This is a genomic window from Grimontia marina (assembly GCF_900060185.1).
Lineage (GTDB): Bacteria > Pseudomonadota > Gammaproteobacteria > Enterobacterales > Vibrionaceae > Enterovibrio > Enterovibrio marinus.
Genome location: NZ_FIZY01000053.1, coordinates 13,274 through 33,516, shown reverse-complemented (window position 1 = coordinate 33,516; position 20,243 = coordinate 13,274). Strand labels below are relative to the sequence as shown.

Below are 20,243 nucleotides of genomic sequence, written 5' to 3'. Positions count from 1 at the left end.
GTTCGAACAGGGTTTTCCATTCTTGGTCAGTACGTCGATTGGCCATATCAAAATCTCCTTGTGGTGGGAGGTTTGATCTTATGGCGAACTCAGCATGATAAGAATGTGGGGTTCATGGGGCGCTTACAATATTCGGGGCGCTCAACATGCTCTTCATGACAAGGCCCCGATGAGCTCTGCCAGATAAGCGGCTGGTGTGCCTTGAGGAATACTCAACTCAACATCATTGACGAGAAGCGTCATGTGAGCCGTTGCTATTTGAGGTTGGTATTTCGTTGTCTTCTCGATGACTTCGGCTTTAATGAAGCCGCCTGAGCTTGCCGTTTCTGAACGCGTTAATTGCTGGCGCTTGGCATAGAAAGTGGAAAGGCTCAGCCCGTGACGTTCACAGAAAACACGTTGTGAGAGTTGGCTGGATTCATAGTGTTCGAACAGGGTTTTCCATTCTTGGTCAGTACGTCGATTGGCCATATCAAAATCTCCTTGTGGTGGGAGGTTTGATCTTATGGCGAACTCAGCATGATAAGAATGTGGGGTTCATGGGGCGCTTACGTTTAAGGATATCCATGCGTGTGATGATCAAGGTGGTCGTTAGCGAGCTTATGCCCGTAAAATTGACGCATTCCAAGCTAACAGAAAGCCTCGACGCTATCGAGGCTTGGATGTTGCAGGAATCTCATTATGCGGAATTAAAGAGGAATGGCTCGATAGTCGATGTTGATTGGTCCATTTAACTTGGCATCAATTTGGTTATTGTGCGCTGCGATCGTTAAATTGACCTCAAGATGCAGCGAGCTTTTATCCGAATCTAATGGCTCTTCGTTTAAACCAATCATCATTTTAAGTTCCATGTCCAATTGGGCATGAAGCTCCATTGTGCCATCTTCTTTATTGTACAAATTGAACGTGGATGTTGGGTCGCCTATTGGCGTGATGCCTTGTTCATTCATCAAAGAGATAAAGACGCTTGCAAACAACTCTTGGTTAGCGAAGTAGCTTACGTCTATCGGCATTTTGCTGATGTCATCCAATATTGGATCTTCATTACGACTGATTTGTGCACCATCAACGAGATAAGTTGCTCGACCAAAGTCTTTCTCAAACTGCTCACTGCGTTTTTCATCCACTTTTGCGGCAATTTCTTTTAGTACATTGGTGACGGCACTAGGGGTAGTCAGCGTGACATATTGTTTGGTTAGCGCTGCAACAGGCTCTTGAGTTAGCCCGCAATCGTCAAGATTTAAGTGGTTGTCATTGGCTTGCATCGTCAAAAAGGCAGAAGCAAACTCAGGAGCTGATGCCGAAATCTCACCGGCACCAATACCTTGTCCATAGTAACTTATCCAATCATTTAAACGTTGCGATGCTTTGTCAATATCATGTGCGTGTTTATCTAACTCTGTAATTAGCGCATCAAGCAGTGTTTCAGTTCGACACAGTTTAGTCAGTGTTAGCAACTGCTCTTCATGTGAAATATCAGCTTGTTCTAGATCATCCATCAATTGCATTTTGAATCCTGGAGAGTTGAGTAATTGGACCAGTTCTTTGCTGGTTGGATGATTAAGAATAGAGTTGAGTAAATCACTGGCTTGAGTCTGAGATAGGCTTTGCGTTAATTCAGACACGATACGTTGCTGGTACCCACTCTTATCGTCAGCGCCAAGCTTTTGTCTATCGACATCAGCTAAGTCAAATTGCGCGCGTAGCATGATCTTTTGCGCACAATTATCGAGGTTGTGAAGTACTTTATAGTGATCTTTCTGATTGAACGCATCCGCTACTTTGGTGAAGTCTTCTTGAATACTTTGTGGAAGGCGATGTATGTCATCAATAACGGTTTGGGCGATCCCAGCAATCTCTCGTTGACTCAATTGATGGTGTTGTTTGTCGCATGCCTCGTGAAGCAAGCCTTCAAATTGTTTTCCTGCTGCATGACTTGGAGCCAACCATTGCCCGTGTTCGTTGTTAGCAAGTAACTTTTGGGCGCCATTTGGGGAGGCAATAAAATCATGAACGGCTTGGGCATTGAAAGTGGTCATGGCCTTTCTGATGGCATTCGCCTCACCAACAATGGCCTGGATGACTTTTCCGCTTAGTGGTTTACTACCGGTGGTAATATCTAACTTAGAAGCTAAATGTGAGGTGATATCACTTCCGTACTCTTTCTGTAATGAGTTGAGGAAGAGCCCCATGGTTTGAAGGTTAAGGTTGGATTGAGTTTGCTTCGCAAAAGGAAAAAGCGTTCTACATTCAAAACGACCACTTTTTAAAGTGACCTCTCCTTGATTGTTTTGATTGGCAACCACAGCGTTGTTTTTAGCAACACTAAGAAACTGTTCTAGTTGTATAGCCATATCAGTATCTCTATAAATTCTTGAGGAAAATTAAACGCAGATAGCAGCGTTTAGCATGCTGGTTTTAGGGACCGAGTCCTCTTGGGTACTCTCTAACAAATGACGGCATTTCTCTGTTTGACTGATGAAACACGACAGTGCGCTTTCTAGGTCAAACACACTACAAAGACCAGCATCTACGCTGTATGTCAGAACGATACTCGCTGTGTGAGTTTCAAGACTTAGGGACATGTTGAGTTCTTTGTACAAGGCTTTATTGAACTGCATTAAGCTTGATAGTTGTTTTATGCCTTGTTGAGAACTTAATGATCCTACTAGCGATGTTAGGATCAGTCGTTCACGTTTAGGGTCCAACTCAATGCCCAGCAAAATAGTCTCATCAACCATCAAAGTACAATGCCCGTCTTCATTTGGCTGAAGTGTGTCGATGCCAAGATCTGTAACTAATTCTTGAAATATTTGCTCAATTAACGTGCTCACGTCAGCAGTCTCAACAGTTTGTTTAGTTGAATGCAATGTATAAGAACTGTGTCAAAGAATCTGTCAATAACGGTTGGGATGTTTTAGGTTATTAAGAGGATTAAGAACCTACCTCAATAGGTGTTGGCGAGTTTCGAGGCTAGGGTTACATAGCCACCGAGTCAGTAGACACTTTTAAGCCTTTCTTCGTTCTGCTTTTCATACCCTACAGGTGGTTGGAACCGTGACGGCGTTTTGTTACCGTTTCTCACAAAGGGTATTGATGAAGTGGTCGCAGACATCGAACCCTGTGCTAGGGTTGTGGCTCAGAACCTTGAAAAGGAATGTTGAGTATGAATGTCTGGCGCTTTCGCCTCTCAGAACCTTTCTATTTCCAACACGCTTTTTTTGACGGAATCGTGTTTGAAAATGACTGGACCAAAATTGAACACGGCCAAATCATGATAAAAACCGGGTATGCCTGGGACGGCTGCTCCCCGAAATGGCATTTCTTTGGGCTTGTCACGATAGGCACGCCAGACGGGACGCTGAGATTCAGCAAGCCCTGGACGTGGGAAGCGAGTCTGGTGCATGACATCCTTTGTCAGTTCCGCGCCGAGCTACCGTTTACTCAAAAACAGGTAACGCACATCTTTCGCGACCAACTTATTGAGGCCAAATGGCCACTAACCAGTCTTTACGTTTGGGCGGTCGATAACCTCGGCCCACAGGACTTTCCTCAATAACCCCATATGCAAATATGTGTAAAAGCAATGATAAGCGCTTACCCGTCACTGAAGCCTTTTTGTTGGCATCGACTTAAACGGTTTCCGCGAACAAACAGCAAATAATTATTCCAGAGATGAAAGTTTCACCTGAATGTCTTTCAATACCTGCGGCATCCTCGGGGGCACTTCTTGCCCTATGAGTATCTCGCATGCCCGGACAGTTTCGGCGCGGGATCGAAATGGTCGAGCTGGATGGGGGACCCAGTCCAATCCGCACCGTCAAAAGCTCAGTCATCGGTTTAGTGGGCACGGCCCCGGATGCTGACGCCACGCTTTTTCCTTTAAAATCCCCTCAAACTGCTACAAAAACCATCACCAAAGGCCAACAACCCCTCCCGAGTATCAAAATAAAGACAATGTGAAGTTTGTCATACACATGATTAATTAATAATACGCTCAATAAATGTTTGTCTAAAGTTCTCTTGCAACGTGTTCAACACTGACAAGGGTATAAAGTCATGATGAAAAAACTTGTCTCAGCTGTCGTATTTGCTGCGCTTTCTAGCAGTGCCCTGGCGTTTGTTGAGACAGAGTCAATAAAGGCTGAGGCTATTGAGACAGGCAGAGATAGCGTGATTTTTAAAGAAACGAATCAAATGTGGGGAGGGACGTGTCCTTCTGGAGGGAGGTTGATGATCGATACAGGCCCAACAGAACAAGCTTGGCTTAAGCTTGCCCTTACCGCTAGGGCAGAAATGGGGTTAACGTTAGTGGCGGATGGTATGTGCGGTGGTCAAGAAATACATGTTAACTTGCTTTATTTGATATTCTAAACGTCATGTCTATTCGAGGAGCCTCCGCAATCTCAAAGGTTTTAGAGGCTTTATTACGGCCGTACCTATGAAAGTCCAGATAAATTTGAGGGAGGGAGAGACGGTACCAGTGACCAAGCGTCCATAAAGAATGTTCAGACGTCATTGATAAGAATATATATACAGAGCGGTTTTGTAGCGTTAAACGCAATAGGCTTTTGGTCCATTGGGCAACCCAAAGTGTCTCAACGTTTATGAAAAAAGTTTATTGAATATGGGAAGGTCGATATTAACGGGTGTTGATAAAAGAATGTATCCTGAGATGAAACTAAGATTTGCGTAGCAACTAACACAATGGTTGACGATGCAGGAATAGGAGTACGTTTGAAATGGATTGTTCAATACGGATTGCCATAGCGGCGATAATGATGGCAACCATGATGGGTTGCACTCAGACCCTTAAAGAGGATGGTGCGTCAGTAGAGAAAAAACTCGTTGGTAAGTGGAATTGCTCGACCAATAATAAAGATAGAATTTTTTCTGATTCTTTTTTATCGGTTTATAGAATCGATAATACAGTGACTACTGATATAACAGCTAGTCTCCCAATTCCCGATACCACTGAATTATTATCCTATACCATCGAAGCGCATGCTGTTTGGCAATACAGAAAAGGACACTTATACGAATCAGATCAAGAATTTATTATTACAGGGAATAATGATCTTTCCCGTCAGTATGAAAAAGACCTCAGTGATGAGTTCAAGAAAATTGGCTCCGCTAAATGGAGGCTATCTTGGAAAAATAGAGATAACTTCATCAAGAGCAGAGGTAAGACAAAATTAAACTGCATCAGGTTTAAAAATTAAACATTGATAGTCGTGTCAATTACGCCACCTAGGCTTTCTCGGTAACACTTCAACGCCAGTTTGATACCTTCCAGCTACGGCATTGAGTGTGAGTTCCAACGCATGTTCACTGATGAGCTCAAACTGCTGAGGCAGTGACTGCACTTTCATTGGAATGAAATCCAGCATGCGATTATCACCAAACGTCGCGAATATTACCTGTTCACTAATCTCAGGTTCTTCTAGAATTGCGTCAAGCACTCCTTCAAACAGCGCATATGAAGTGGTAAGAATCGCGTCTGGCATTCTATCTGAACGATACCATTGCAGGATAAGTCGCTTAGCTTCATTTTGACTAAAGTGCTCTCCGTAGGTGATTTGTGTCTTTGCATTCGCTTTTGTTGCGGCTGAAAGAAATCCTTGTTCCCGTTCCTTAGAAATGCCCAATTCAGGCACGGCACCAATCAAGCCTATGGTGCTGGCTCCCATCTTTGCTAAGTGATTGGTTAGTGCAAAAGCACCATCCAGATCTTCACTGATCACGGAGGCAAAGTGCTCATCGTTTAACGCACGGTCAATAGCTATCACCGGTGTACCAGCGGCTTGAATAGTTGGGTAGAAGTCATTATCTGCGGGTAGGGAAGTTGCCACAATGAGTGCATCAATCTTGCGTGCTATCAACATATTAACTACTTGTTTTTCAGTTTCGGCGTTGTCATCGGAACAACTGATAATCAATTGATATCCAGCTTGACGCGCATCACGTTCGAGTAATTTCGCTATTTTTGCATAGCTGCTGTTTTCTAAGTCAGGAATGAGAAGACCAAAAGATCGGGTTGTTCCAGCGCGTAGAGCACTGGCCGCGTGGTCTGGACGAAAATTATGCTTTTCCACAACTTCCATCACTTTTTGTTGGGTACGCTCGCTGATGCGATATTTCGCTGATTTCCCATTTATCACGTAACTTGCCGTTGTACGCGAGACTCCAGCCAAACGGGCTATCTCATCAAGTTTCATTAACTTCTTTCCCCTCAAGCCAATGATGAACGTGTCATCAGAACGGTATTACTCTGAGCGCGTGATCATAAAAAGTGCATAGCATCTTCTCGATTCTTTGCATTATAAGCTGAATGGATTCAGCATTGTTAGCTGAAAGGTTTCAGCAAACATAAAAACTGTGCATGAAACCTGTTTTTTGGTTTGGTTGATGAAACGATTCAGCAAAGAAGGCGTAAAAGCCTAAAGTCGGTTTAAACGTGACTGGATAGGAATATACCGGCTTGGCTACAACGATTAGTGTGTGGCGGGGCAAATGAACAAAGAGCTTGGCTCAATGAAATCTAAGGTAAGTATTATGCTCGAACTCACGGAAGGTGACGTGCAACTTGGAAAAAATGCTGCGACGAAGCAAGAAGCCATTGAACACATCGCTGATGATCTGGTTGCCAAAGGTCTGGTTGTCGAAGGGTATAGCTCCGGCATGCTGTCGCGAGAGAACCAGAATTCAACTTACCTGGGAAATGGTATTGCGATTCCACATGGTACTACCGATACGCGCGATTTAGTGAAACAAACCGGTGTGCAAATCCATCACTTTGCGAATGGTGTTAATTGGGGTAACGGCAATACTGTTTACCTTGCTATTGGTATTGCGGCTAAATCTGACGAACATTTGGGAATTTTAAAGCAACTTACCCATGTACTTTCCGCTGAGGGTGTTGAAGAAAAATTGAAAACTGCAACTCATGCAGAGCAAATTCTCTCTGTATTGAAAGGAGCGAACCAGCAAGTCCTGCTTTTCGATGAAAGTACCATCACATTGAGCTTCCCGGCGACAGATTTGCTTTCCATGAGTGCGGTGTGTGCAGGCAAATTGAAAAACGCCAATGCTGTCGACCAGGATTATGTTTCTGCGCTTTTGGGTCAATCTCCCATTTGTTTAGGACAGGGGCTTTGGATAAATGCTTCTTCTATAGGTGTGAAACAAACCTCGATTGCTTTCATTTCATCTGAGCAAGGGTTTGACGTTGACGGTAAGGCAGTAAAAGGTCTAATTACAGTTGCTGCTAACACCGATGAGCACGCAGAAATCATGAAAAACATCGGCAAACTGTTGTTTGATGGAAAAGTAGCGGACGTGTTTGGCGCTTCCCCAGAATCTGTGATTAAGGCTTTTACTGACATTCGTCAGGGAGGGCTGAGCCAAATTTTCAAAATCAAGAATGCACATGGTCTTCATGCTCGTCCCGGCGCGATGTTGGTTAGCATTGCGAAGAAATTCGATTCTCAAATTTGGGTATTAAACCTGGATGGCGATGGCAAGCAAGTGAATGCGAAGAGCCTGATGAAAGTGATTGCGTTGGGCGTGAGACAAGGCCATGAGCTTGAATTCACCACTGATGGTGTTGACGCACAAGTTGCTATTGATGCAATTGGCCAAGCCATCGAAGCTGGTCTGGGTGAGGGGTAAACCATGACTCAATTTCGTGTTGTAACAGTTACGCTTAACCCGGCACTGGACATGACTGGTGATTTGGATGAACTGAAGGCAGGCACAGTCAACCTCATCCAATCTTCAAACCTAAACCCGGGCGGTAAGGGTGTTAACGTTGCCAAAGTTTTAGCTGAACTCGGTGCTGAAGTCACAGTGACTGGTTTTATGGGAGTTGAAAACCAGCACCCGTTCACACAGCTATTTGAGCAAAAGGGTATTCATGATGGTTTTGTCCGTGTTGCAGGCACCTCTCGCACAAATGTGAAGTTGGTGGAAGAGTCTGGTCGCGTGACGGATCTTAATTTCCCGGGTGTGACGGTGTCTAAAAATGACGTGCTAAAGCTTGAACAAACCCTCAAGACATTATCGAAAACGCACGACGTATTTGCCATTACAGGCAGTCTCCCTTCTGGCATATCCCCCGAAAAATTGGCCTCTTGGATTGTAATGCTTCATGAGCAGGGCAAGAAGGTATTTTTTGACAGTAGTAACGCGGCGTTAGCTGCAGGGCTGAAGGCCTCTCCTTGGTTGGTCAAGCCAAACGATGAAGAGTTATCACAATGGGCGGGAAAGCATCTCTCCGAAGTCCCTGAACTTCTCCAAGCAGGTAAAACACTCGGCCAGACAGGTATCGATAACGTCGTGATTTCACGGGGTGCGAAAGGTGTATTGTGGCTGAAATATGGGGTTTGGTATGCCAGTCAGCCCCCCGAAATGAAAGTGGTTAGCACAGTCGGCGCGGGCGATACGCTTGTTGCGGGTATGTGCTGGGCAGAACTAAACCAATGGGATCGCGAAACCACACTGAGTTTCGCGACCGCGCTTTCTGCGCTGGCAGTCACTCAAGTCAATGTTGGTGTTGAAGACATTGCGCAAGTAGAAGCGCTTCGACGCGAAGTGAACGTAAAAAAATTGAAGGAACAGGGGTAGAGAGATGAAAGCAGTCATTGTGACATCGTGCCCAAGTGGTATTGCGAATACTATTATCGCTGCGGGAATGCTTGAAAAAGCGGCGGCAGCACTTGAATGGAAATCGGTCATTGAGTGCCAAAGCACCGTGAAACCCGCTAAACCTGCAAACGCTTCAGACATTGAATCAGCGGATCTTATCATCACTGTCGGGCCTGTCGCTGATATGGCGAGATTCTGTGGCAAGCCAGTTTATCAAGCCTCTTTGGAAGCCTGTTATGCCGATGTCAAGCACTTATTGGTTGAGGCGACATCGAAAGCCGAGATTTTCACTCATATTGAAACGGTTGAAGCGGCTGGACCACCTGTCCAGACGCGGATTGTTTGCATCACTGCTTGTCCTACGGGTGTTGCACATACCTTCATGGCTGCCGAAGCGGTTGAACAAGAAGCCAAAGCTCAAGGTATGTGGGTAAAAATTGAAACCCGAGGCTCTGTTGGTGCGAAAAACCAATTAACTGAAAAAGAAATTGCGGCGGCGGATATAGTCTTTATTGGTGCTGACATCGACGTTGATATGGCGCGTTTTGATGGTAAACGTGTCTATCGAACCAGCACAGGCGCGGTGCTGAAGAAAACCAGACAAGAGTTGGCTAATGCATTTGAACAAGCTGAAGTCTATAAGCATGGTGGAACAAAATCTGAAAACAGCGGTAAAAAAGAACGCACAGGCGCATACAAGCACTTGATGACAGGCGTTTCCCACATGCTGCCCTTAGTTGTAGTGGGCGGTCTGTGTATTGCGTTGTCGTTCGTCTTCGGTATTGAGGCGTTTAAAGAAGAGGGGACATTAGCGGCGGCACTGATGCAAATCGGTGGTGCGAGTGCGTTTGCCCTGATGGTTCCGGTTCTGGCTGGTTTCATTGCATTCTCTATTGCTGATCGTCCAGGTCTCGCACCAGGTTTGATTGGCGGTATGCTGGCGAGCTCTACAGGTGCGGGTTTTCTGGGTGGAATCGTAGCGGGCTTCTTGGCGGGCTATTCTGCAAAACTGCTCGCCGATAAGGTGCAATTACCAGATTCTATGGCCGCGCTAAAGCCGATACTGATCATTCCACTTCTGGCGAGTTTGGTGACTGGGCTTGTCATGATCTTTGTTGTAGGCGGCCCGGTCGCGGTTGTGATGAATAGCCTGACTGAATTTCTTAACAGTATGGGATCGACCAATGCAGTGCTTCTGGGTGTCATTCTTGGCGCTATGATGTGTTTCGACTTGGGTGGTCCGGTTAACAAAGCTGCATATACCTTTGGTGTTGGACTCCTAGCCTCACAAACCTATACGCCAATGGCCGCAGTGATGGCTGCAGGCATGGTGCCTGCAATAGGCATTGGTCTGGCTACTTTGCTAGCGCGCAGTAAGTTCAATCCTCAAGAGCGTGAAGCGGGGAAAGCATCTTTTATTCTGGGGATGTGCTTTATCTCAGAAGGTGCCATTCCATTCGCGGCGCGCGATCCAGTGCGCGTTATCCCAGCATGTATGGTTGGCGGTGCGTTGACTGGTGCACTTTCGATGCTGATTGGCGCAAAGCTGATGGCACCTCATGGTGGTATCTTTGTTTTGTTTATTCCGAATGCGATTACGCCAGTATTGCTTTACCTGGGGGCGATTACCGTAGGTACCTTGTTGACTGGGTTGATGTATGCAGCGTTAAAACAAAGTGAGGAAGCTCAGCCAATTCCTCAGCAAGCATAGTTTAGAACAGTGAATAGTGAGGCCGACCAATAGGTCGGCTTTTTACGTTTATTGGTGGTTGACTGGAGTATGTAAATTCAGGTCGTTCTGACCCATCATGAAAGTTACATGCAGTTCGACTAATTGTTGGCTTTCCCGTTGCCAAGCTGCGCCTTTTTGCTGTTGACAAAACTCCATCATGGCAACTATCAACATATCGAGCTTTTTAAGGCTCCAGCGCTTAATGTCCGGTTTGATGTCTGAACGCGAAGCCAATGCTTGCAATTTGGCATAGCAAAACTGGAGATAGCTAAAGGCTTCTTCCGTCTTGCCTTCAAAGAGATAATGACGTTGCAGCTTAGTACAACCATCCACAAAGTAGGCAATAGCATCGCTTCTTTTCAGGTCAATGGGTGGGTCAAATATCATTGCAGGTGTTTGAGAGACGATTGCAGCGAGTGATTCAACATTTCGATGTTCAGCGTCTTCGTACCAATTTTGAATGTTTTTCAACCACGAGTCGATGACGTCCACAGCATTCTCCCTGGCTATTTTTGTTGTAAGGGCGGCGTAAAGCCGCCGTTGGGATTTGAGGAGAGGTTAGATCCCAAGGTCATCCATTAACGAGTTAGCTTCTGCCGTTTTCTTGGAACGGCCCTTTTTCTTTTCTTTACCTTCAAGGCTTTTAGCGACTTCTTCTTCCAGGATTTCATCTGGATTGATTTCATCACCTTCCTCAAACTCTTCCAGTTGAATGAACTCTGTACGCTCCATGGAGAGTTCGAGATAAAAAATATTGTTTTCTTCGGTGTTGAAGCTGACGCGCCGCGCCTGCGGTCGTTCTATATTGCTGTCGACGGTGACGCTAATGTTTTTATTAATCGCCATCATTTTGGGTTGGTTTTGTGTAATGTTGGTATGGAGCGAGCGTTTAACTTTACCTGTGAAATCACCCACAATCTGATTCATCAATTCGCCCAGCACATCTGCCACTTCGTCTGAAGTGTGAAGGGTAGCCAATTCCTCTTTGGGAATGCCCATGTGAGACATGTATTTCTGATAAACCTCCAGCGCGGCTTTCGCATCGAAATTGATAACAACCAAACCCGAAAAACCACCATCAAAAAGGACAAAGCAACCGAAATCGGGCTTTAGGCTGGTTTTGCTGATTTTCTGCACCATCGCGGAATGGTGGACCTGAGAATCTGTGGCTTTGGAAAGTACGGCAGTGACTGACTGGCAAAGTTTTAGCAGAATGTCTTCAGTTGTGATGATTTTTGTTTTTCTCATGAGTGGCTCACTTGTTCTGATGTTGATTGAATCTTTACAAGTGTGGCACTAAATCCGGCATTCTGCTGAAATCTATCTTGTTATTAATTTTCTGCCGCTCTCTCTCCAAGTGATTGTAATAAATCGGCATGCTTATGGTGTACTGTGAGCAGAGTTGCACTCAAAACTGGTCTGAGGTCATCGAGCAACCTCTCCGTATCTGGATTTTCAGAAGTAGCGGATTTCTCTATTTGCATACAAAGATCAGACAACTCAATAGCCCCTATACTGCGGGAAGATGTTTTCAGCTTGTGGGAGAGCATTTTTATTTCTGCGTAATTATAAGGAGCGCGGAAGTCAGAAAGGACATTGAGCTCAGGCTCACAGTGTTTAATGAACTCACCCAGCACTTCTGCATAGGTCTCTGTATCCCCCCAGAAAAGCTTCTTCAGCACTTCAGGATCTAGTTCGACCTTAATATCATGCAGGGAAGTTAATGCTTCCTGCTCCGCAGCCGTTTTACTGGCTGAAGATTCACTCATGGTCTTTTGATATTCATCTTTCGGCGCCTCGAAAGGCTTGCTTTGGGCACACCATTTTGACAGCACTTTTTGTATGACATCGATCTCTACCGGCTTAGCGATGAAGTCGTTCATACCGGTTTCTATGCACCTTTCAGCCTCACCAACTAGTGCATTGGCCGTGAGAGCAACAATTGGAACAAACTCAGCGCGTTCTTTCTGGATTTCACGAATAGCTTTCGTCAGTTCATAACCGTCCATATTGGGCATATGGCAATCAGTTAGAACCAATGTGAACGCTTTGTTGCGGTAGGCTCGGAGTGCTTCCAGGCCATCAGACGTCATCACAACATGATAACCAAGGTAGGTAAGTTGTTTTTCGATAACCGTTTGGTTTGTCGCATTGTCTTCTGCGACCAAAATGGTGCCTTGGGTTTCCTCTGTCCGCTCTATAAAGGCTTCTTTGCCTCGAGTGTCGATAACCGGATAGTCAGGACTTTCCAGACCAACGCAGATCCGCAAGCCACTCAGCAGGCTGGCAAGTTTTAATGGTGAAGAGAAAATAGCAAACACGTCCATGCCTCCATAGCGATGCACGGGCAAATTCATATCGAACTCAAGGTAGCGAATATCAACGTTTGGAGGGACAAAGGCTGGCATCAGCTGCTTAGTTTTGAGGTAGTCGCGGCATAGAACAACATATTTCACGTCTTCTCGTTCGAACCTTTGCAAATGCAACATTTCGATAGTGATGCTCTGGACTGGAATGTTCATGGACTGCAGATAGTTATCAATACTGACCTTTAGGGCGCCATTTTCTAGAGAGTTGATGCAGATAACATTATCTAGTGATGCTGCGGACTCTCTCAGCAACCCAATATTGCATTCATCCGGTGCCGTCACTTCTTGGGAATAGGGAAGTGAGAAACTCACCATAAAGGTTGAGCCGATACCCTCTTCACTGCTTGCCGCGATGGCGCCGCCCATTAGCGATGCAATATTGCGACTTATCGCAAGACCGAGGCCAGAACCGCCGTAGCGACGCGTGGTTGAATATTCTGCTTGTGTGAACGGTTGGAAGATAGCTTCCAGTTTGTCTTTACTGATACCAATACCATTGTCTCGGATTTCGATAAGAATTTTGGCTGCGCCTTCAGTTGTAGGTTCTGATGTAATCCAAACTTGTACTTCGCCACGATGAGGTTGGCCACCAGAGAACTTAATACCATTACCTATGATATTGAATAGAATTTGTTTAATGCGTGTTGGGTCACCTAATAGGGAAGTCGGCACTTCTGGGGAGACAAAGAGAGTCAGTGAGACATTTTTCTCTGCCGCTTCCGTGGCGAGATTGTCCATGACTTGTTCAGCGATATGCCTAAGAGAAATTGTGACATTATCGATGCGCATTTTACCGGCCTCTATACGGGAAAAATCAAGAATGTCGTTGATAATTGCCAGTAATGAAAGCGCTGACTCCCTAACGGTATTCGCAACACTCATTTGAGATGTATCGAGCTTTGAGCGCAGAAGGATATCTATCATGCCAATAACACCGTTCATTGGGGTACGGATTTCATGGCTCATGGCAGCGAGGAATTGGGCTTTTGCTTTTGAGGCAGTTTCCGCGAGCTCCTTTTGGTACAAGAGTTGTTCACGCGCCTGATTACGCGAAATGATGTGATCCCGGAAAGAGCTTAATGCATGTGAGATTTGTCCGACTTCATCAGGGCGATCTTTGTATAAAATTGGAATTTCAGTATTACCATCTGCGAGATTCCGCATGGTATCGGCAAGACGCGCAATAGGCTGTGTTACTTTTTTGTATATGTAGTAAGTCACAAAGATGCTGACGATGGACATAATGCCGAACAGTGCGAAGAAAGAAAGCTGGTTGTTTTTAAGAACATTCCGCAGATTTGCCATGGAGTTTGCAGCACTGAAACTGGTTTGGCGGGAAAACTCGGTTAGAGAGGTTTCAAGCGCTTTATATTCATTGACGTTGATAGCTTTCAATGAAGATACGGCGTCCAGCTTCTTAGATGGTTCGTATTGGTTAAAAACACGTGTCATTCGGTCAGTGAGCGTCTTACCCAAGCGCTCAATCAAATCAAGCTGTTCGATAATAGTGCTGTCTGTTGAGTTCTTTCTCAGATAATTTATGTGATTGCGGAAGAAGGCTTCATTCGCGTCAAACCGGTCTTTCTGGTTTTCTTCGCCGCTTAGATAGAAGAACAAAGCGGAGATCATGTCATCAACTTCATCACGAATCAGCCAAATGTGATGCTGAGTGTCTTGCATTGACAACAAATCAGACGTGTCTTTACTACTATCTAGCAGACTAATGGAATCGAACAATTCAGGTGCCAGTGTCGCTGAGATAATACGTTTTTCGTTTAGTGCCCATAATTCTCGTTTGGGGTCATACTCTTCAATGACTTCGTTTTCGATTTTATCAATAAAGTTGTCATAGATTGACTCGATGCTCTTGAGATTACTGGTATCTTTGCCGTGGAGTTTTATCAGTTCGTTGAGTGATACCTCGAACTGGTTTTTATTGCGGTAATAGTTTTCTAGGGCAGGGCTTTGACCCAACGCATAACTGAGCATACTGCGGTTCATTTCACCGGCATAACGCAGCATGGAAACCGAAAGCAGTGCACTTGGAATTTCCAAACGACTGGTGTTGTTAGTATCCGTGCTGGCACTATCGTGCATGACATAGGTTGAGACCGAGAGAAGCATCGCACATAGAGTCATCATCGCCATGATGAGACCTACTTTGCCGACGATGCTTTTTGAAAACGGGAACTGATTAGTGCGTTGAATCCGCTCGTCAGACATCTTTTTTCCTTTACCTCATATCTGTGCACTGGCCAGCGATTGGCTATGTGGCTGTTACTATTTGAAGTTTTTTATAAAAGGCTTCGCCACTCGTGCAATAAATCATGAAATCATAGGTTTAAGTTCTTTATTGTAGAGCTTTAAAGCGCCTACTTTGATAAACCAGACTATCATGTTCTTGGGAATTTATAATGTAGACCGTGATATCCCAAATTGGAGACATTAGAATCAATAAAGTGACATTGTACGTAATAATTGGTACCAATTTTGTTCCAAGAGCAATAAAATTGCCGACAGAGGCTATTTATTGGAGGTGAAAATGGTCGTTGAATCAGATGGATATGCCGCGCTGATTGAGTTCTTTATGGAAAACTTGGGGCAGTTTTCTTCGCAGGGTGACAAAGTAGGCTCAGAAACCATCGACGTTCTTGTTCATGAATTGGTGGCTAGCCAAATCATGGCAATCTGTGATCAGAACAAAGACATGCCACAATCTCTGCGTTTTGAGGTTATGCGTGAAGCAGATCAAATAGTTTCCGACCTTGAAGAAATCCTAAGTTCTCTCTGGCACCAAAAGCCGACTTATACGCAGATAAATATTCTTGAAGAGTATATTGGTCTAGTGAAGAACTTATTCGACGCTGCGGTATCTGAGTTTTTGTAATCGCACCTGTCCTGATGAGAGTCACTTTTCACAGACAGTTGCACCAAGCGAAACCACAATTAAAATGCGCCTTTCTCTTTACTACTTAAAATACAATGCAAGGCGCTTCTCATGAAACTTCACGCTTTACATCATCTTTACCAGCAACGTTTATCCCGATCGACCCGGCCCTTTAAAGCGAGAGGTGCAAATGTGGATCGTTGTACACATTGTATGGTGGTGAGAAGGCTTTGTATTTGCGAAGAGAAGGTCACCCATCGAACTCATGCCGCGTTTTTGCTTGTTATGTATGACGATGAGGTGCTTAAACCAAGTAATACGGGCCGCTTGATTGCTGATTCTGTCGAAGAAACCTACGCCTTTATTTGGTCGCGCACGGAGCCAAACAAAGAGATGCTGGCTTTGGTCAATGATCCTAAATGGCAACCCTATATTGTGTTTCCGGCTCAATATGCTGAGCTTGAAAGAGTAAGAACCGAGCCAGTTTCCGAAAAAGGAAAGCGTCCACTGTTCATTCTGATTGATGGTACCTGGCAAGAGGCAAAAAAGATTTTTAGAAAAAGCCCTTGGATGCACAATTTTCCAGTATTGAGTATTCAAGCGGAATCTTTGTCAAGATACGGTGTTCGTGAAGCAAGTGGAGAGAGCCAACTTGCAACCGCAGAAGTGGCAGCAAAAGTGTTGGCGCTCAACGGTGATAAGTTGGCGGCGGAGAGTCTGGATGCTTGGTTTGATGTGTTTCGAGAGCACTACCTCACTGGTAAGAAGCAACGCCAGTTACCAGTCCCTGGGGCATTAGATACTTACCGGGAAGTGGTAAAAAGACAAATTAATAAACACTAGACTGAAGATCTTGCAGAAATTTGCGATGACATGCGCATAAACAGCGGAAATCATTGGGTTGCAGAGGAGGTATTTTGTTTTTAATCACATTCATACCTCTCTGAAACAGGGATAATTTAGGCAACTCAGCGAATTGAAAATTGGAACAATGGAGTAAAGGATGTATTACGGCTTTGACGTAGGCGGCACAAAGATTGAGTTTGGTGCGTTTGACAGCGATTTAATACGCCAGGCAACAGAACGTGTTCCTACACCAGGCGACAACTACGAGCAGTTAATTGAAACACTCGCTGCGCTGGTGGCTAAGTACGATCACAAGTTTGATTGTGAAGGAACCGTTGGTATCGGTATTCCGGGCATTGAGAAAGCGGAAGATGGCTCTGTGCTGACGGTTAACGTTCCAGCAGCCAAAGGACGAACTTTGCGTGCTGATTTGGAAGCAAAAATTGGCCGGGCAGTAGCGCTTAACAACGACGCTAACTGCTTCGCCTTATCAGAAGCATGGGATGAAGAGCTACAAGGCGAGAAAGTTGTTCTTGGCTTGATCTTGGGAACAGGTTTTGGCGGTGGTTTGATTGTTGAAGGTAAAGTCGTGTCGGGCAAAAACAACGTTGCCGGCGAACTAGGCCATATGCGCATGCCAATAGATGCCTGGCTGCACCTTGGCGAAAATGCCCCTATTTTTGATTGTGGCTGCGAGAAGAAGGGCTGCATCGATAACTACCTCTCTGGCCGTGGTTTTGAAATGTTGTATACGCATTTCTATGGCGAAGAAAAGGAAGCGATTGACATCATCAATGCATTCAAGTCCGGTGAAGAGAAAGCGTGTGAGTTCGTTGAAAAGTACATCGAAATGCTCGCTATGGTTTTCGCTGGCCTTTTCACCGGTATTGACCCAGATGTTGTTGTGCTAGGAGGTGGCTTGTCTAACTTTGAATATATTTATGAGGAAATGCCTAAGCGTGTGCCTAAATACCTGCTCTCAATTGCAAACGTGCCTAAAATTATAAAAGCGAAACATGGTGACTCAGGCGGTGTGCGAGGTGCCGCATTCCTTAATATTCAGCGCTGACGGCAATAGACTCAGCGACGGGGTATTTGTAGTCTGAGAAATTCAGGGCACCGCCTTTGAGGTGCCCTTTGCCTAAAAGATGCCATTGAATGATGAGAAGGTGGCAATGTAAAACCAATTTAGTCATAAGAGTCAGATAGACCATTGTTAAGTTACAAATTTTCGCGAACATTAATCGCCGTATTCGTTTTGCTCTTCTTTTCAGCAGCCACTGTTGTTTGGTTTTATATCGGTGGTGCGCAATCCAGCTATGTTATATCTCCCGAGGAATTCCAGTTTCGCTATGTTGACGACACGCCTATGGGAGGAGATACCCAAGGTCGTGTTTATACCTCTGAGAGTGGAGACGTTGTATTGGAGTGTGTGCTTGGCTCTGCCTACAGATGGTCATTTTGTGAAGTCGCCATCAGCCTAAGCCCAAGTGTTACCCGCGGGATCGATTTGGGAAACTACCACTCCATGATTATTGAGTCGGCGTACAAAGCGCCTGAACCTGATGAGAGGCTGAGAGTTTATCTGCGTAATTTCAATGAGGCGTATTCAACAAAGGAAGACCCGGTTTCCATGAAGTTTAATGGTATCGAATACAATCCAACGGAAGAGGTTTCCGAGATAGTTTTGCCGCTTAACTCTTTTCAGGTGCTATCATGGTGGATTTCAGACTTTGATGTTCCTCTTGAACATGCAGGCCCTGACATGAGCAATATCTCTTTGATTGAAATCGCGACGGGTAGTGCGCCGATATTAGGAAAGCACGAGCTCATTATCAAGAGTGTACGCTTTGAAGGCATGATGGTAACTGAAGCGAGTCTTTTCCGATCTTTAACCTTCATTTGGCTCTTTACAGCTACAATTCTGCTTGCCGTGAAGTATGTTCAGAGCCGTCGTGTTTATGATCTGGAAAGACGTCGAGCGAACAGATTAAAAGCCATTAATACCGCGTTGAAACACCAAAGTGAGACGCTGTCAATTATGGCAACAACAGATGCTCTGACAGGACTTCGAAACCGTATGGATATCTATCGTGAACTGGAAAAAGCCTTGGCTTCCACTAACGGTCAAAACTGTACGGCGCTCTGCTTGGATATTGATCACTTTAAGAAAATCAATGACACCTATGGCCATGATATGGGGGACCGTCTGTTAATATCCACTGCGGAAGTACTTCGTGAATCGGTTTCTTCAAGTGACGTGATTGTACGCTGGGGCGGTGAAGAGTTTGTGATCTTCTGTCCAAACCGTAACTTGGCGCAAGCGTCGTTTTTGGCAGAGAAAATCCGTTTCGCATTTGAAACGATGGATTGGCCACACCAGGCAGATTTAACATGCAGTGTTGGGGTTTCGTCGATGCGTGAGGGGAGTATTGCTGCCATGATCGCGGATGCTGATGATGCTCTTTATCGAGCGAAGCAGAACGGCCGAAATCGTGTAGAGGTGTTTGCTGAGTCTTTCATCGCAGCGGTGTAAGTTTGCTTATTACGCGAGAAGAGAAGCCGCTTTTCAGCGGCTTCTCTTTACCCGTTCATTATCTTCTAGGAAGAATATTATTTTTCAGTGTTCGCTTTACACAATGCGATAGCTTCTTCCAAGAGTCCTAATGCGTTGCTTTGTGGGTCCGGAAGTACTGCTTCAGATTTGCAGATAGGCGTTACGCGGTCACCCCAACGGAGAACACCAGCTCCCCATGTGAGGCCTGCACCGAATGCTGCCATCAATAGGGTATTGTTTGGCTGAACACGGCCTTCCTCAACTGCTTCACACAGCGCGATAGGAATCGTGGCTGCAGAAGTATTCCCGTACTTGTGAATATTAATAAACGCTTTCTCAAGTGGAATTTTTGCGTGATCACATAGCGCTTCAATGATGCGTTTATTCGCTTGATGAGGAATCACAACATTGATGTCTTCCGGTGTCATGCTGGAACGTGAGAGTACAGTGCCTGCAGCCGATCCCATTCCTTTCACCGCGCGTTTAAAGATCTCACGGCCGACGAAGTTGAAATCAAAGTAACCGTTATCTTGTTCGAAGCGAGACATCGCGGTACCAAACTCTGGAATTGCCAGTACATCACGACCTTCAGAATCGCAACCCAGTTGTGCATCGAGCAGACCCACTTCTTTATCTGTCTTGCTGAGAATCACGGCACCTGCGCCGTCACCGAATAATACTGCTGTATCGCGCTTGCTCCAGTCCAGATACCAAGTTAGACGTTCTGCACCAATTACCAGTGCATGCTGATAATTGCCGGACTGAATCATGCGGGTTGCAGTTTCCAGTGAGTACAGGAAGCCAGTACACGCCGCATTAAGGTCAAAAGCAGCCGCTTTCTTAGCCCCCAGTTCAAGCTGAACTTTAGAAGCGATGTTTGGAATCAAGGTGTCAGGGGAGCATGTGGCAACGATGATGAGATCAAGGTCTTTGCCTTCAAGGCCGGCAGTCGCCAGCGCATGTTTGCCCGCAACAGCAGCCATGTCCGAAGTATTCATATGGCTGATTCGACGGCTGCTAATGCCGGTTCTGCTTGAAATCCACTCGTCTGATGTTTCTATGAAGGTGCTGAGGTCGTTGTTAGTAAGTTCTGCCTGAGGTAAACATTTTCCCCAGCCAGTAATTTCTGCAAATGGCATGAGTATCTCTTTTGTCTTAATAATATAAGAAGTTTACTCCCGATATTGGAGTGAAACAAACAGTGGA

Annotated in this window: 18 protein-coding genes; 10 read left to right on the top strand and 8 right to left on the bottom strand. The window is 45.3% G+C overall.

From position 1 onward, the window contains the following. Positions 1-153: 153 nt before the first annotated feature. From tnpA to GMA8713_RS20610, 3 genes are all read right to left on the bottom strand, one after another. Positions 154-471 carry an IS66 family insertion sequence element accessory protein TnpA gene (tnpA, locus tag GMA8713_RS20620; RefSeq protein ID WP_062713801.1) on the bottom strand — a complete coding sequence of 106 codons (318 nt, stop codon included), beginning with the start codon at positions 469-471 and terminating at the stop codon, positions 154-156. Positions 472-689: 218 nt separating this feature from the next. Further along, positions 690-2,354, bottom strand: a complete 1,665-nt coding sequence (locus tag GMA8713_RS20615) for a hypothetical protein (protein ID WP_062713800.1) — start codon at positions 2,352-2,354, stop codon at positions 690-692. 30 nt (positions 2,355-2,384) lie between these two features. Beyond that, positions 2,385-2,834: a type III secretion system chaperone gene (locus GMA8713_RS20610; protein ID WP_062713796.1), complete on the bottom strand. Its 450-nt coding sequence runs from the start codon at positions 2,832-2,834 to the stop codon at positions 2,385-2,387. 332 nt (positions 2,835-3,166) lie between these two features. Between GMA8713_RS20610 and GMA8713_RS20605 the strand changes: the two genes are divergently transcribed. From GMA8713_RS20605 to GMA8713_RS20590, 3 genes are all read left to right on the top strand, one after another. Further along, positions 3,167-3,559 carry a hypothetical protein gene (locus tag GMA8713_RS20605; protein WP_062713794.1) on the top strand — a complete coding sequence of 131 codons (393 nt, stop codon included), beginning with the start codon at positions 3,167-3,169 and terminating at the stop codon, positions 3,557-3,559. Positions 3,560-4,059: 500 nt separating this feature from the next. Continuing rightward, a complete protein-coding gene (locus GMA8713_RS20595; RefSeq protein WP_062713791.1) occupies positions 4,060-4,374 on the top strand; it encodes a hypothetical protein in 315 nt (104 codons plus the stop codon). A 368-nt stretch (positions 4,375-4,742) separates the two neighbouring features. Continuing rightward, positions 4,743-5,222, top strand: coding sequence for a hypothetical protein (locus GMA8713_RS20590; RefSeq protein ID WP_062713789.1), 480 nt, complete (start codon positions 4,743-4,745; stop codon positions 5,220-5,222). Positions 5,223-5,237: 15 nt separating this feature from the next. Here GMA8713_RS20590 and cra read toward each other — a convergent pair whose 3' ends face one another. Continuing rightward, positions 5,238-6,218, bottom strand: coding sequence for a catabolite repressor/activator (cra, locus tag GMA8713_RS20585; RefSeq protein WP_062713787.1), 981 nt, complete (start codon positions 6,216-6,218; stop codon positions 5,238-5,240). A 337-nt stretch (positions 6,219-6,555) separates the two neighbouring features. Here cra and fruB point away from each other — a divergent pair, with 337 nt between their 5' ends. The 3 genes from fruB to fruA are packed head-to-tail and all read left to right on the top strand — an operon-like array spanning position 6,556 to position 10,357. Beyond that, entirely contained in the window at positions 6,556-7,671 is a 1,116-nt protein-coding gene (fruB, locus tag GMA8713_RS20580; RefSeq protein ID WP_062713804.1) for a fused PTS fructose transporter subunit IIA/HPr protein, read from the top strand. Positions 7,672-7,674: 3 nt separating this feature from the next. Further along, positions 7,675-8,625: a 1-phosphofructokinase gene (gene pfkB / locus GMA8713_RS20575; protein WP_062713785.1), complete on the top strand. Its 951-nt coding sequence runs from the start codon at positions 7,675-7,677 to the stop codon at positions 8,623-8,625. Positions 8,626-8,629: 4 nt separating this feature from the next. Then, positions 8,630-10,357, top strand: a complete 1,728-nt coding sequence (fruA, locus tag GMA8713_RS20570) for a PTS fructose transporter subunit IIBC (protein ID WP_062713784.1) — start codon at positions 8,630-8,632, stop codon at positions 10,355-10,357. 48 nt (positions 10,358-10,405) lie between these two features. On the opposite strand, the gene GMA8713_RS20565 is transcribed toward fruA, so the two are convergent. The 3 genes from GMA8713_RS20565 to GMA8713_RS20555 form a co-directional block, all read right to left on the bottom strand. After that, on the bottom strand, positions 10,406-10,870 hold the full coding sequence (locus tag GMA8713_RS20565; RefSeq protein ID WP_062713782.1) for a hypothetical protein: 465 nt from the start codon (positions 10,868-10,870) through the stop codon (positions 10,406-10,408). Between the two features lie 66 nt (positions 10,871-10,936). Beyond that, entirely contained in the window at positions 10,937-11,626 is a 690-nt protein-coding gene (locus tag GMA8713_RS20560; protein WP_062713780.1) for a DUF3334 family protein, read from the bottom strand. Between the two features lie 83 nt (positions 11,627-11,709). Then, positions 11,710-14,970, bottom strand: a complete 3,261-nt coding sequence (locus GMA8713_RS20555) for an ATP-binding protein (protein ID WP_062713778.1) — start codon at positions 14,968-14,970, stop codon at positions 11,710-11,712. A 319-nt stretch (positions 14,971-15,289) separates the two neighbouring features. Here GMA8713_RS20555 and GMA8713_RS20550 point away from each other — a divergent pair, with 319 nt between their 5' ends. The 4 genes from GMA8713_RS20550 to GMA8713_RS20535 all read left to right on the top strand — a co-directional run bounded on the left by GMA8713_RS20550 (position 15,290) and on the right by GMA8713_RS20535 (position 19,016). After that, positions 15,290-15,634, top strand: a complete 345-nt coding sequence (locus GMA8713_RS20550) for a DUF3802 family protein (protein ID WP_062713776.1) — start codon at positions 15,290-15,292, stop codon at positions 15,632-15,634. Between the two features lie 111 nt (positions 15,635-15,745). Beyond that, positions 15,746-16,477 carry a tRNA-uridine aminocarboxypropyltransferase gene (locus GMA8713_RS20545; protein WP_062713765.1) on the top strand — a complete coding sequence of 244 codons (732 nt, stop codon included), beginning with the start codon at positions 15,746-15,748 and terminating at the stop codon, positions 16,475-16,477. A 160-nt stretch (positions 16,478-16,637) separates the two neighbouring features. Then, positions 16,638-17,549, top strand: coding sequence for an N-acetylglucosamine kinase (gene nagK, locus GMA8713_RS20540; RefSeq protein WP_062713763.1), 912 nt, complete (start codon positions 16,638-16,640; stop codon positions 17,547-17,549). A 144-nt stretch (positions 17,550-17,693) separates the two neighbouring features. Beyond that, on the top strand, positions 17,694-19,016 hold the full coding sequence (locus GMA8713_RS20535) for a GGDEF domain-containing protein (protein ID WP_062713760.1): 1,323 nt from the start codon (positions 17,694-17,696) through the stop codon (positions 19,014-19,016). A 77-nt stretch (positions 19,017-19,093) separates the two neighbouring features. Here the strand turns inward: GMA8713_RS20535 and GMA8713_RS20530 are convergent, their stop codons facing one another. After that, positions 19,094-20,176, bottom strand: coding sequence for a ketoacyl-ACP synthase III (locus tag GMA8713_RS20530; RefSeq protein WP_062713758.1), 1,083 nt, complete (start codon positions 20,174-20,176; stop codon positions 19,094-19,096). Positions 20,177-20,243 lie beyond the last annotated feature (67 nt).

Coding starts and splice junctions, on each gene's coding strand:
- tnpA (WP_062713801.1), bottom strand. CDS start 471: ATGGCCAATCGACGTACTGACCAAGAATGGAAAACCCTGTTCGAACAC.
- GMA8713_RS20615 (WP_062713800.1), bottom strand. CDS start 2,354: ATGGCTATACAACTAGAACAGTTTCTTAGTGTTGCTAAAAACAACGCT.
- GMA8713_RS20605 (WP_062713794.1), top strand. CDS start 3,167: ATGAATGTCTGGCGCTTTCGCCTCTCAGAACCTTTCTATTTCCAACAC.
- GMA8713_RS20595 (WP_062713791.1), top strand. CDS start 4,060: ATGATGAAAAAACTTGTCTCAGCTGTCGTATTTGCTGCGCTTTCTAGC.
- GMA8713_RS20590 (WP_062713789.1), top strand. CDS start 4,743: ATGGATTGTTCAATACGGATTGCCATAGCGGCGATAATGATGGCAACC.
- cra (WP_062713787.1), bottom strand. CDS start 6,218: ATGAAACTTGATGAGATAGCCCGTTTGGCTGGAGTCTCGCGTACAACG.
- fruB (WP_062713804.1), top strand. CDS start 6,556: ATGCTCGAACTCACGGAAGGTGACGTGCAACTTGGAAAAAATGCTGCG.
- pfkB (WP_062713785.1), top strand. CDS start 7,675: ATGACTCAATTTCGTGTTGTAACAGTTACGCTTAACCCGGCACTGGAC.
- fruA (WP_062713784.1), top strand. CDS start 8,630: ATGAAAGCAGTCATTGTGACATCGTGCCCAAGTGGTATTGCGAATACT.
- GMA8713_RS20560 (WP_062713780.1), bottom strand. CDS start 11,626: ATGAGAAAAACAAAAATCATCACAACTGAAGACATTCTGCTAAAACTT.
- GMA8713_RS20555 (WP_062713778.1), bottom strand. CDS start 14,970: ATGTCTGACGAGCGGATTCAACGCACTAATCAGTTCCCGTTTTCAAAA.
- GMA8713_RS20550 (WP_062713776.1), top strand. CDS start 15,290: ATGGTCGTTGAATCAGATGGATATGCCGCGCTGATTGAGTTCTTTATG.
- GMA8713_RS20545 (WP_062713765.1), top strand. CDS start 15,746: ATGAAACTTCACGCTTTACATCATCTTTACCAGCAACGTTTATCCCGA.
- nagK (WP_062713763.1), top strand. CDS start 16,638: ATGTATTACGGCTTTGACGTAGGCGGCACAAAGATTGAGTTTGGTGCG.
- GMA8713_RS20530 (WP_062713758.1), bottom strand. CDS start 20,176: ATGCCATTTGCAGAAATTACTGGCTGGGGAAAATGTTTACCTCAGGCA.